Annotated in this window: 12 protein-coding genes, 1 tRNA gene and 1 pseudogene; 8 read left to right on the forward strand and 6 right to left on the reverse strand. The window is 68.3% G+C overall.

The window, feature by feature from the left end:
- Positions 1-46: 46 nt before the first annotated feature.
- Positions 47-1465 carry an esterase-like activity of phytase family protein gene (locus E4O86_RS13490; protein WP_161141073.1) on the forward strand — a complete coding sequence of 473 codons (1419 nt, stop codon included), beginning with the start codon at positions 47-49 and terminating at the stop codon, positions 1463-1465.
- Between the two features lie 36 nt (positions 1466-1501).
- Here the strand turns inward: E4O86_RS13490 and panB are convergent, their stop codons facing one another.
- Positions 1502-2347 carry a 3-methyl-2-oxobutanoate hydroxymethyltransferase gene (panB, locus tag E4O86_RS13495; RefSeq protein ID WP_161141074.1) on the reverse strand — a complete coding sequence of 282 codons (846 nt, stop codon included), beginning with the start codon at positions 2345-2347 and terminating at the stop codon, positions 1502-1504.
- A 16-nt stretch (positions 2348-2363) separates the two neighbouring features.
- Positions 2364-2942, reverse strand: coding sequence for an NnrU family protein (locus E4O86_RS13500; protein WP_161141075.1), 579 nt, complete (start codon positions 2940-2942; stop codon positions 2364-2366).
- A 359-nt stretch (positions 2943-3301) separates the two neighbouring features.
- Here E4O86_RS13500 and E4O86_RS24035 point away from each other — a divergent pair.
- From E4O86_RS24035 to E4O86_RS13515, 4 genes and pseudogenes are all read left to right on the forward strand, one after another.
- Positions 3302-3496, forward strand: a pseudogene (locus E4O86_RS24035) (hypothetical protein); the annotation flags it as partial.
- A 73-nt stretch (positions 3497-3569) separates the two neighbouring features.
- Positions 3570-3734, forward strand: a complete 165-nt coding sequence (locus E4O86_RS23600) for a hypothetical protein (protein WP_246206384.1) — start codon at positions 3570-3572, stop codon at positions 3732-3734.
- A gap of 283 nt (positions 3735-4017) precedes the next feature.
- A complete protein-coding gene (locus E4O86_RS13510; RefSeq protein WP_161141077.1) occupies positions 4018-4503 on the forward strand; it encodes a L,D-transpeptidase in 486 nt (161 codons plus the stop codon).
- 62 nt (positions 4504-4565) lie between these two features.
- Positions 4566-4982: a hypothetical protein gene (locus E4O86_RS13515; protein ID WP_161141078.1), complete on the forward strand. Its 417-nt coding sequence runs from the start codon at positions 4566-4568 to the stop codon at positions 4980-4982.
- Between the two features lie 37 nt (positions 4983-5019).
- Here the strand turns inward: E4O86_RS13515 and E4O86_RS13520 are convergent, their stop codons facing one another.
- Together E4O86_RS13520 and E4O86_RS13525 are read right to left on the reverse strand one after the other, a co-directional pair.
- Positions 5020-6171 carry a PQQ-dependent sugar dehydrogenase gene (locus E4O86_RS13520; protein WP_161141079.1) on the reverse strand — a complete coding sequence of 384 codons (1152 nt, stop codon included), beginning with the start codon at positions 6169-6171 and terminating at the stop codon, positions 5020-5022.
- A 114-nt stretch (positions 6172-6285) separates the two neighbouring features.
- Entirely contained in the window at positions 6286-7014 is a 729-nt protein-coding gene (locus tag E4O86_RS13525) for an SIMPL domain-containing protein (protein ID WP_246206385.1), read from the reverse strand.
- Between the two features lie 164 nt (positions 7015-7178).
- Here E4O86_RS13525 and E4O86_RS13530 point away from each other — a divergent pair.
- Positions 7179-7254 (forward strand) — tRNA-Ile (locus E4O86_RS13530).
- A gap of 397 nt (positions 7255-7651) precedes the next feature.
- On the opposite strand, the gene E4O86_RS13535 is transcribed toward E4O86_RS13530, so the two are convergent.
- Positions 7652-8683: a hypothetical protein gene (locus E4O86_RS13535; RefSeq protein WP_161141080.1), complete on the reverse strand. Its 1032-nt coding sequence runs from the start codon at positions 8681-8683 to the stop codon at positions 7652-7654.
- A gap of 248 nt (positions 8684-8931) precedes the next feature.
- On the opposite strand from E4O86_RS13535, the gene E4O86_RS13540 reads away from it, so the two are divergent.
- Both E4O86_RS13540 and E4O86_RS13545 read left to right on the forward strand, forming a co-directional pair.
- Positions 8932-9774 (forward strand): cupin domain-containing protein, encoded by an 843-nt coding sequence (locus E4O86_RS13540; protein ID WP_161141081.1) that lies wholly within the window; start codon positions 8932-8934, stop codon positions 9772-9774.
- A gap of 353 nt (positions 9775-10127) precedes the next feature.
- Positions 10128-10427 (forward strand): GIY-YIG nuclease family protein, encoded by a 300-nt coding sequence (locus E4O86_RS13545; RefSeq protein WP_161141083.1) that lies wholly within the window; start codon positions 10128-10130, stop codon positions 10425-10427.
- A gap of 368 nt (positions 10428-10795) precedes the next feature.
- On the opposite strand, the gene E4O86_RS23225 is transcribed toward E4O86_RS13545, so the two are convergent.
- The coding region (locus E4O86_RS23225; protein WP_205520875.1) for a hypothetical protein at positions 10796-11089 on the reverse strand (294 nt) is incomplete at its 5' end.

The raw sequence follows: 11089 nt of genomic DNA on the forward strand, positions 1-11089 counted from the left end.
ATTCCGGCTGGCGGGAGACCGCGGGCCGGAAGCCGGCTCAAGGTTCATGAGACTGTCACGGGAAGGACCTACCGGGCTCCTGACGAATGTCCTGGAGGTCATCATGCGCTCGTCCGCACTTCTTGCCGCCGTCTCCGCTCTCCTTGCCTCGGCTGCCGCCAATGCCGAGACGCTCATTGTCTACCAGGCCGCGCCCGGTCAGGACGTCCTGAAGCTGCCGCGCTACCAGTCCTCGGTCGCCGGCGCCAAGGCGCTCGACATCGATGTCGGCATCGGCTCCGCCGCCTTCCGCGACCCGAAGGACCCGGCGAACGTGTTCTGGACAGTCTCCGACCGCGGCCCGAACTTCACCTGCGATGAGGCGGTCGAGCTGATGGGGGTCGCGGTCGACGCGATCTGCCCGGCGGCGGAGGGCCTGAAGGCGGGCGCCGGCCGCGTCTATCCGGCGCCGGACTACACGGTCACCCTCTATCAGGTGACGCTCGATCCGGCCTCGAAGACCTACAAGGTCACCGCGGCGGTCCCGCTCAAGACGCCGAAGGGCAAGGCGGTGAGCGGCCTCACCAATCCGCTCAAGGTCGCGAAGACGGACATGCCGCGTGACGGCGAGGGCAAGCCGCTCGCGCAGGACCCGAATTCGATCGACGCGGAAGGCCTCGTGCGCCTGCCGGACGGCCGCTTCTTCATCGGCGAGGAGAACGCGACCGGGATCGCCGAGATCGCGCCGGACGGCACGATCGTCCGCCGCTTCGTGCCCGCCGGCACTGAGCAGGATTTCGCCGCGGCCGACTATCCCGTGACGGGCAGCCTTCCGGCGATCCTCGCCAAGCGGCAGTCGAACCGCGGCATCGAGGCGCTCGCGCTCGGCGACGACGGCAGGACGCTCTTCGCCATGGTGCAGAACCCGCTCGCCAATCCGGACTCCAAGGCCTATGGCGACGCGATCAACACGCGCCTCCTCGCGGTCGAGGTCGGCAGCGACGCCGGTGCGACCACGCTCACGCCGGTCGGCGAATACGTCTACCGCCTCGACGACTGGAAGCACTTCGCCGAGCTCGGCGCCAGCGATGCCAAGAAGCCGTCCTCGCTCCGCGTCTCGGAGATGACCGCTCTCGGCCGCGGGCATTTCCTCGTCGACGAGCGGACCGACGAGGTCGCCAAGCTCTTCGAGATATCGCTCGATGGCGCGACCAACATTCTCGGCTCGCGCTGGGACGATCCGGCGACCGCCCCGAGCCTGGAGCAGGTCGAGCTCGAAGCGGCGGAAATCGTGCCGGTCGGCAAGACGGAGCGCCTGGTCGCCTCCTCGCTGGAAGGCGCCAACCCGCGCTACCCCGGCAAGGTCGAAGGGCTCGCCATGACCGCCGACGGCGACCTGATGATCGTCAACGACAACGATTTCGGCATTGCGGGCGCAGCGACCGAGATCGTGATCGTGAAGGACGGCGGCCTCGCGGCCCGCTGACCGCCTTTCCGGGCGGGCTCCGGCCCGCCCGGTCCCTCAGCCGTTGGCGGCCTTCCGGGCCGGGCCGGGCGCAGGCTGATAGGTGTGTTCGGTGGCCGGGAAGCTGCCGGCCCGCACCTCGGCCGCATAGCCCGAGACCGCCTCCTCGATGTGATCGCGGAGCGTGCCGAACTTCTTCACGAATTTCGGCACCCAGTCGTTGAGGCCGAGCATGTCCTCCAGCACCAGGATCTGCCCGTCGCAGGCGGGGGAGGCGCCGATCCCGATCGTGATGACGGGAAGCGTCTCGGTGATCCGGCGCGCGACCGGCTCGACGATGCCTTCGAGCACGATCGCGAAGGCGCCGGCGTTCGCAATCGCCAGCGCGTCCTGCTCCACGATCCGCTGGCCTTCCTCGCCGCGGCCCTGGACGCGGAATCCGCCCATCGTGTTGATCGCCTGCGGGGTGAGCCCGACATGCCCCATGACGGGAATGCCGCGCTTCACGAGGAACGAGACGGTTTCGGCCATGTGGACGCCGCCTTCGAGCTTGATCGCGCCCGCGCCGGTCTGCTTCAGGACATGGGCCGCGTTGCGGAACGCCTGCTCCGGCCCTTCCTCGTAGGAGCCGAACGGCATGTCGACGACGACCAGCGCGCGCTTCGACCCGCGCATGACCGCGCGGCCCTGCAGGATCATCATCTCGAGCGTGACCGGCAGCGTCGTCTCCAGCCCGTGCATCACCATGCCGAGGCTGTCGCCGACGAGGATGAAGTCCACGTAGCGGTCGACGATGCCGGCCGTGTGGGCATGGTAGGCGGTGAGCGAGACGACCTTTTCGCCGCCCTTCCGCTTGGCGATGTCGACGGCGGTGACGCGCCGGGTCTCGGTCTGAGTGGACATTCGAACGCTCCGGATGTCAGGCGAGGGGGCTGACCCCGATCAGCCATTGATGAAGGAAGGTCAGGATCGCGAGCCAGAGCACCAGGCCGACCGCGACCGCGACGACGTCGTTCCGGACCGGCCCAGCGACATAGATCCGGCCGGCCGCCCGGTCCCGGCGGCGGGCGGAGGCGAAGTCGGCGATGGCCCAGAGGAGGAACGATCCGAACAGGAGAAGATCGGCCAGCGTGCCGTTGGCGAGAAGATGCGCGAAGGCCCAGACCTTCACGCCGAGCACCATCGGGTGGTGGAGGCGGGCCTTCAGCCGCCCGCTTGGGACGAGATAGATCGCGAGCAGGAGAAACGCGAAGAGGTTGAGCAGGATCGCGAGGTGCCGGGTCCAGATCGGGGGCGACCAGATCACGATGGGATCGAGCCGCGCAAGACCGTAGCCCCAGACGATCAAGACGAGGCCGACGAGCGAGAGGAGCGCGTAGATCCCCTTCCAGGGTCCCTCGCCGAGACGCTCCAGCATCCGCGAGCGCCAGGAATCGGCCGCGATCCGGACGGAGTGCACGCCGAGGAAGAGAACCAGGCCGACGATCAGCACACTCATCAGGCGGTGCCTCCCTGCCTCTTGCTTGCCGCAGTGGCTAGACCAGAGCCGTCCCCGGCGCAAGCTGCCGAAGCGAAGGGTGCCCGCACGGCGGCGCCCGCGGCCCGATTTTGACGTGCCTCAAGGCGGCATGTTCCGGCTCGTCCAGAGTAGCGGCGGACGGCGAAATCCCCAGGATCGCCGTCTGGTCCGGGCGCGACCGCGCGGGGCGTCATCATTCGCATGCCGTGGGGAAGGGCGCGGGCCGATCCGTCGGCCTAGCGGCCTCGTCCCGGGGGAGTTGCTCACGATCTGAAAGGATATGACCGATGACCGATACCCGCTTCGACCGCGGCTTCGTTCTCTTTCTGAGGCTGGCCATGGCCTGGACGTTCCTCTACGCGTCCTCGCACCAGGTCTTCAATCCGCAATTCTCCGTCGCCGGCTTCCTCGGCAGCACGAAGACCTTCCACGCTCTCTACGCGCCGCTCGCCGCCCCCGCGGTCGCCCCCTTCATGACCTTCCTGGTCGGCTACGGCCATCTCCTCATCGGGTTGTCGCTGCTGTTCGGTCTGTTCACGCGGCTCGGCGCCTTCTTCGGCGCTCTGCTCATGCTCATCTACTGGACCGCCCACATGGACTTCCCCTATGTCGGCGACCAACAACTTCATCCTCGACTATCACATCGTCTATGCGGGCTGCCTGGTGTTCCTGATCGTCAAGCATGCCGGCCACGTGCTCGGCATCGACGGATGGGCGGAGAAGCAGGCCTTCTTCCGCACGCATCCCGGGCTGAAGCCGCTCGTCGCCTGACGATCCGCCTCGCGCGGCACCGCCGACCGGGCCCGGCGCGGATGGCACGTCGGGCCGCCGGCGCGGCGGCCTGCCGGGGCGCCCATCACAAGTCAGCGAGCGGCGGCTTCCGGGACCCGGCTCCTCGCCGGGGATGGGCGGATTTCCCGGGTTCCGGCGCCTCTGCGGGATATCCGGTGCGTTCACCGGCACTGCCGGCGCGCTTTGACCGATCGTAAACGCGCATTATGATCTTGATTGCCGGGCCGGTCCGTGACCGCCCGTCGAACCATCGAGGGCGGCCATGTCTCGCGTAGGCTGTTCGTGGAGGGCGCTCGTCGCGGCGGGCTTTTTCCGGTGCGCGCGCAGCGCCACCGTCCTCGCCGTCCTCCTCTTCCTCGGATGCGCCGCCTCGCAGCCGGCGGGCGCTGCGGATGCGGTCGTCGCGCGGATCGACATCTCCGAGCAGCTTATGTCGGTCACGGTCGATGGCAGGCTCGCCTATCTCTGGCGCGTCTCGACGGGGAAGAAGGGCTATCGGACGCCGGTCGGCCGCTACCGCCCGTTCCGGCTCGAGCGGAAATGGTACTCCCGCAAATATGACGGCGCGATGCCGAACTCGGTCTTCTTCAGGGGCGGCTACGCCGTCCACGGCACCACGGCGATCCGCAGTCTCGGCCGGCCGGCCTCGCACGGATGCGTGCGCCTGCACCCGGACAACGCCCGCATCTTCTTCAACCTCGTCCGGAAGCTCGGCCTCAAGCGCTCGCGCATCGTCATCGTGCCTTGACGGCGGCGGCGGAACGGAATCGCCTGGGCCGGCTTCTCCGAGGCAAACGAAGGGAGACCACCATGGCGCTCGACGACCTGCACCTGCCCGGGCTGACGGCCCCGATCGAGGATCCCGAGACCTTCATCACCGGCGTGCTGCGCAATTTCGGCGACGCGGCGCAGGTGCTCGGGGCTGCGACCGACCGGCTCGTGATGCGGCTCGCCAGCCCGCGGCCGGGCCGCGATCCGGATTACCAGATCCAGACGATCGACGGCGAGGATGCCGCCGCCTTTTCCGGCACCGAGCACAACTTCCTCGATCCGGACGACGTCACCGTCCGCTTCGAGGAGGACGACCTCCAGGACCAGACCTATACGATCGAGCAGGTCAAGGACTGGCTGAACCGCGTCAACGGCGAAGGCGAAAGCGGCGGACCGCTCAACCCGATCCTGACGGAAGGCTGGGAAGAGGGGGACCAGAGCGACCCGCGCGATTGAGCCGCGCGGACCGTCTCCCCCTCCGCCGGAGCGCCCGTCAGTCCCGGAGCGGCGCAATCCGCAGGATCGCGCCGTCGTCCTCGTCCGTCACGACGTAGATCTCCCCGCCCGGCGCCTCCGCGACGTCGCGGATGCGCTGCCCCGCATCCTCGAGCAGCCGTTCCTCGTGCGTGACCATCCGGCCGTCGAGTGCGAGCCGCACGAGCGCGGTGGAGGCGAGCCCGCCCACGAAGAGGTCGCCCTCCCATTCCGGAAACGCCTTGCCGCTGTAGAAGGCCATCCCGGAGGGTGCGATCACCGGCGTCCAGGTGCGGATCGGATCCTCCATGCCGGGCGCGCGCTGCCTGCCCGTGCCGACCGGCGAACCGTCATAGTTCACCCCGTAGGAGACGACCGGCCAGCCGTAATTGCCGCCCGCCTTCGGGATGTTCAGCTCGTCGCCGCCGCGCGGCCCGTGCTCGATCTCCCAGAGCGCGCCGCTCCCGGGATGGATCGCCGCGGCCTGGACGTTGCGGTGCCCGTAGGACCAGATCTCCGGCAGCGCGCCTTCCCGCCCGACGAAGGGATTGTCGTCGGGCACCGAGCCGTCCGGGTTGATCCGCACGATCTTGCCGAGATGGGAATCGAGCTCCTGCGCCTGCCCGCGGAAGCGCTCGGCGAAGCGCTCGCCGAGCGTGACATAGAGCCTGCCCGCATCGTCGAAGGCGAGCCGGGAGCCGTAATGGGCGGTGCTCGCCACCTTCGGCTTCTGGGAGAAGACCACCGTCACGTCCGCGAGCGCGGTTGCGTCGCGGTCGAGCCGGCCGCGTGCGACCGCCGTGCTCGTCGTCCCGCCCTCGCCGGGCTCGGCATAGCTCAGATAGACGAGCCGGTTCGTCTCGAAGTCCGGGTCGAGCGCCACGTCGAGAAGCCCGCCCTGCCCGCGCGCGTCCACCTTCGGGACACCGGCGATCGGATCGGAGATCTCGCCCGCCGCGCTCACCCGCCGGAGCCGGCCCGGGCGCTCCGTCACGAGCATCGAGCCGTCCGGCAGGAAGGCGAGCGCCCAGGGATGGTCGAGCCCGTCGGCGAAAGTCGCGACATTGGCGGCGACCTCCTCCGTGCGGACGTCCTGGTCGAGCGCGGCCGCGGCCGCAGGCAGCGCGGCGAGTGCTGTTGCAGACAGCAATCGTGCGAACGGGCGGCTCATCGGCGTGCTCCTGCGGGAAGGGGTCGGACCCGGTCCGCTCCAGGCGGTCCTGGAGGGAAATCCGCGACCCGCGCCGCGGTTCGCCCGCTCACGCCGAGTTGAGCCGCGGGGCCGTCAGTCCGCGATCGCCCAGGTCATTGTCACGGAGGCGCTGATCGTGAGCTCGCCGCCTTCGACCGGCATCGCGGCATCGAACGCCTCCGCCTTCATCATGCGCGGCGCGGCGACGGGATAGGGGCGCTCGCCGCCATTCTCGTCGATCCGCAGCACGCGCCCGAGGCCGATCCCGGCGGCCCGGGCATAGAGCTCCGCGCGCGCCTTGGCGTCCGCCACCGCCTTCCGCCGCGCTTCCGCCTCGAGGCCGCTCGTATCGGCGAGCGTGAAGGCCGGCCCGGACAGCGAGTTGGCGCCGAGCCCGACCGCGCGGTCGAGCGTCGCGCCCACCGCCGCGAGGTCGCGGATCCGGATGCGGAGCTGGTTTCGCACCGTGTAGCCGGCGATCTCCGGCGCGCGGTTCTCGTTCGGGTCGGGACGGGTGTAGCGCGGCGCGATGTCGAGCCCGGCCGTCTGCAGGTCGCGCGGCTCGATGCCGGCGGACTTCAGGTCCTCGACGATCCGCGCCATCGCCTGGTTGTTGGCCGAGAGCGCGGCGGCGGCGGTGCTGTCCTCCGTGACGACGCCGAGCTCGAGCGTCGCCATGTCGGGCTTGGCGACCGCCTCGCCGGTGCCGGTCACCACGATCCGCCGCTCCGGGATCGGGGAAGGCGCGGCGCTTTGGGCGAAGGCCGGCGCCGCGGCGAGGCAGGCGAGGAGCGGGAAAAGAGCGAGCGCACGGGTCATCATGGTTCCTCCTGGAGTGCTTCGGCGGCTTTGCATGCCGATTGCGGCGGGAATCCGGGCCGCCGGGGGGCGAAGCGGAAACGGGGCCAGGCGCCGCCGCCGGGCCGGGCGCAGCGGAGCCCGCGGGCCTTGTCCGCGCCGCCGGAACGGCGTAACCGGAACGGCGCGGGTCCGTAGCTCAATGGTTAGAGCCGACGGCTCATAACCGTCTGGTTGTAGGTTCGAGTCCTACCGGACCCACCACTCGCTTCTCCGACTAGCTCCGAGAAGGTCTAGAAACCCAAGGCCATGCAGGGATTTCTGGGTTAGCCGGCCTCCGAAGAGGGTCGGAAGAAGCGGGGACAGCCGGAACTCTTGTACGTAGGTTTGTGTAAGATCTGCCGGCGAGTCTTCGAGCGCCAACAACGGACACCGCGTGCAAGAACGCCAACCTCTGATAAACATCGCAAAGTGGCCGAAGGCGGCGGGCTATTCCCGCTCGTCGCCCCGTGGGCGGCAAGCTCGGGCTCCAAGCCACCACGGCTTCGCCAATATGCGCACCAATTTCTCGTCCAAGGTGACGGTCAACTCGATGTGAGCGAAGCGTCGGCACACGCCATATGCACTGCATAGAGTGCCTTCACCGGCTCGGGCAAGATGATCACGATTTCCGCCCTCTCTGGTTTTCCTTGCGGGATCGCGGCGGCTTTCTAAATGCCACGCCCAAACCTGCCAGAGTGCGCGCCCACCGTTCACCTGACTCTCTGACCGTAGCGCCGTGGTATCTCGCCTTCATGCTGAGCATGAAGTTAGGCGAATCGTTCAACGCCTCTGCATTTGCCGCTTCGCCTTGTCGGCTGCCAAGGATTCGTTCTCGGCGCTTTTCAATGATCCTTTCGACGAGCTTGTTAAACTCCGCATACACGCGGGCGCCTTCGGCTGCAATTTCTTCGTCTTCCCCGATGATCGCCTGAGTAAGCTGATCACCCGTCGCTATGTCCAACTCGCAATAATTTGTCGTGCTTGCGAGCTTGGTCCCAAGTTTAGAGCCGTACATCTCGCCGAACCGTTCGGCTTCGGAAAAGAGGTGGTCATGCATCGTGCCCACGGCTAGACCGAGTTCGGAATGGTCGGTTCCGAAAGCCTGTTTGGAAGCCTGCTCGCCCAGCTTGCGAGCGCCGATCTTCATTCTTCTAGCAATCACACGCATTGTCGCATTGATGAACTGGTGCGCTTCACGAACACGACCGGATGCTTGGGCCGGAGGCAGGTCAAAGCTGCGATAGCGTGAATCAAGCCATTGCTTATAGAAGCCCTCCACGCTGTCCCAATCGCCTCCCGGACTGTATGTTGCCGAAGTTCCCCTCCACTTAAAATTTGGGGAAAGCATCGCGGGATGCGAGGTCCGGACAAGAGCAAGTTTCCGCTTATGGTTTCGCGGAGGCTCTATGCCCTCCTGTGTCAGGATGGCAGACATGGCCGCGTCAATCGCAGAATATCCATCCGCGACAGCCTGCCGGGCTGTCCCAGCAAAGTTCGCATGTTGCGCATATTGTAGTGCCAAGGCCAGATTAAGAATAACATTCTGTCTTTTTCTTCCTGACATTGCGTATATATTCATTCTCGTGAACAAATCATCGGCACATGACACGAAGAGATGGTCCTGCTTCTCCTGGTTGAGATGGCTGGACAAGATCTAACCGCGTCGTCGCGAGCATCTGATCAAGCTATGCGCTTTTTCGCGATTCTGCTAGGTGCAGGAAAGTCTGATGCGATCCAAGACTTTCAGGATGAGGTGAACTGGGGAAAGTGGCGGTCGAGTCCTACCGGACCCACCATCCCGCGCCGTTCCCTGCCGTCCCCTTCCGCTTCCCCGCGCGGGCCGGCATAATCGGCGCGCCGCACCGCTTGCGACCAAGAGGCGGGCGGGGGAGGGACGAGATGGCGATCAGGGTGGAAGTGGCCGCAGTCGCGGCCGAGGCGGTCGGCGAAGGCGTGTCCCGGCGGCGGCTGCTCGACACGGAGCGCGTCCCGCGCACCCGGATCCTGCTCGACCGCATCGAGATCGCCCCGGGCGCGGCGCTAGCGCTCGAGGTTGCGGAGGGCAGCCTCGCCTGGTTCCAGATCCTCGCCGGCACGGCGGAGTTCTCCGGGAGCGGCGTCGGCGGGGCGGCCGCGCTTGGCGCCGATCACGTCGTGTTCCTGCCGCCGGGCTTCCGCGGCCGGCTCGCGAGCGCGGCCGGCGCGGCGCTGATCATGGCCGAGGCGCCGGAGGCGGATGCGCTCGATTCCGATTTCGCCGCCCGTCCGCCGGCGCTCCGCATTCTCGACTGGACGCGCGAGCCGGTGCTCGATTCCGAGCACGATGCCCGCAAGCGCATCTACCTCGCCACGCCGAGGCTCTTCGGCACGCATGCGATCAAGGGCGAGATGATCATCTATCCGCCCGGCACCAGCGGCGCCAACCACCACCATGTCGGCGCCGACCATTTCATGTACTTCCTGAAGGGGAGCGGCACGGCCTATGCCGACGAGCGGCCCTTCCGCGTGAAGGCGGGCGATCTCGTCTACTATCCCGACCTCGAGCGCCACTACCTCGCCGCCGATCCCGACTGCGAGATGGCCTTCGTCGAGTTCTTCGCGCCGGGGAGCTACCGGACGGTCTGGGTGAACCCCGAGACGGTCTGCACCTGGAACCCGACGGGGCGCGACATACGCGGCAATGCCGGCGTGCGCGCGATCGCCCGCCACGGCGGCGAGGCGGCGACGCCTTCGGACGTCTGAGGTCCGCCGCCCCGCCTTCGGAGGTCCGAGGTCCGCCGCGCCGCCGCCGGAGGTCTGAGGTCCGCCGCGCCGCCGCCCGTCCCGTTCCGGCGCCCTGCCGCTTGTTCTGTCGTCGTGCCCGGGCTTGACCCGGGCACCCACGCGGCCTCTGCTTCGCCGCACCTTGGATCGCCGGATCAAGTCCGGCGAGACGGCGGAGGGGGGCGATGACGACGGAGAGGGTGGCCGCGCCGCGCTGCGCCAACCGCCGTCGTATGAGATGCGAAGCGGCAGCCTCGACCCGCGGGGGCGGCCAAGAGGGCTTGTCCGTTCCGCCGATCGGCAGCCATGATGCGGTGGTCAAGGGGCGGGACATGGAAGCGACCGTCTATATCCTGCGCTGCGCGGACGGCAGCTACTACACGGGTCTTACCCGGCAGGACCCGCAGGCACGGCTCTGGGAGCACAACAACGAGCCGATCGACAGCTACACAGCCCGCAGGCGGCCGGTGAGACTGGTCTTTTGCGAGACCTACGAGCGCCTCACCGAGGCGATCGCGCGGGAGCGGCAGATCAAGGGCTGGTCGCGGCGGAAGAAGGAGGCGCTGATCCGAGGCGAGTACGAGGCGCTGCCGGACCTGGCGTCGCGGCCGCCGTGGCGCGGCTCACGCTGAGGCTGCGAAACGCCCGCTTAGCCTCATCCTGAGGAGCGACCCCGAGCCTGTCGAGGGGGAGCCTCGAAGGGCGAGGCTGCCCGGGTTCCCGCACGCGGAGCCTCGGGGTCGATCGCTTCATGAAGGCGGGCGGCACCCGCGATGGGGGGCCGCCCTCGTGGTTCGAGGCTCCGCTTCGCTCCGCACCTCACCATGAGGGCGGAGGCTGGCCCGCGTCGTGCCTCACGCTGAGGGTTCGAGGCTCCGCTTCGCTCCGCACCTCACCATGAGGGCGGAGGCTGGCTCGCGTCGTGCCTCACGCTGAGGGTTCGAGGCTCCGCTTCGCTCCGCACCTCACCATGAGGGCGGGGGATGTTCTCCTTCTCAGATCAGCTGCACCCGCTCGTCGAGCCGCAGGTGTCGCATTTCAGGCAGGTGCCGTTGCGGACCATGGTGAAGTTGCCGCATTCGCCGCAGGCCTCGCCCTCATAGCCCTTCATGCGCGCCTCGGCGGCCTTCTGCGCCCTGTCGCGGACCGGCGCGGCGGCGGCGGCATAGGCCTCGGCGGCGGCATGGTCGTGCGCATGCTCGTGCAAGGCGGGCTCCGCCTCCGGCGCCGCCTCGCGCTTGAAGGCGGTCGCGCCGGCGATCGCGGCGACGGCGAGCGCGCCGGAGCCCGCGCG

It is taken from the genome of Propylenella binzhouense, from assembly GCF_009866965.1.
Lineage (GTDB): Bacteria > Pseudomonadota > Alphaproteobacteria > Rhizobiales > Afifellaceae > Propylenella > Propylenella binzhouense.

Excerpts from the sequence above, each read along its gene's own strand:
- E4O86_RS13490 (WP_161141073.1), top strand. The coding sequence starts at position 47 with ATGAGACTGTCACGGGAAGGACCTACCGGGCTCCTGACGAATGTCCTG.
- E4O86_RS13515 (WP_161141078.1), top strand. The coding sequence starts at position 4,566 with ATGGCGCTCGACGACCTGCACCTGCCCGGGCTGACGGCCCCGATCGAG.
- E4O86_RS23600 (WP_246206384.1), top strand. The coding sequence starts at position 3,570 with ATGTCGGCGACCAACAACTTCATCCTCGACTATCACATCGTCTATGCG.
- E4O86_RS13510 (WP_161141077.1), top strand. The coding sequence starts at position 4,018 with ATGTCTCGCGTAGGCTGTTCGTGGAGGGCGCTCGTCGCGGCGGGCTTT.
- panB (WP_161141074.1), bottom strand. The coding sequence starts at position 2,347 with ATGTCCACTCAGACCGAGACCCGGCGCGTCACCGCCGTCGACATCGCC.
- E4O86_RS13545 (WP_161141083.1), top strand. The coding sequence starts at position 10,128 with ATGGAAGCGACCGTCTATATCCTGCGCTGCGCGGACGGCAGCTACTAC.
- E4O86_RS13500 (WP_161141075.1), bottom strand. The coding sequence starts at position 2,942 with ATGAGTGTGCTGATCGTCGGCCTGGTTCTCTTCCTCGGCGTGCACTCC.
- E4O86_RS13520 (WP_161141079.1), bottom strand. The coding sequence starts at position 6,171 with ATGAGCCGCCCGTTCGCACGATTGCTGTCTGCAACAGCACTCGCCGCG.
- E4O86_RS13540 (WP_161141081.1), top strand. The coding sequence starts at position 8,932 with ATGGCGATCAGGGTGGAAGTGGCCGCAGTCGCGGCCGAGGCGGTCGGC.
- E4O86_RS13525 (WP_246206385.1), bottom strand. The coding sequence starts at position 7,014 with ATGATGACCCGTGCGCTCGCTCTTTTCCCGCTCCTCGCCTGCCTCGCC.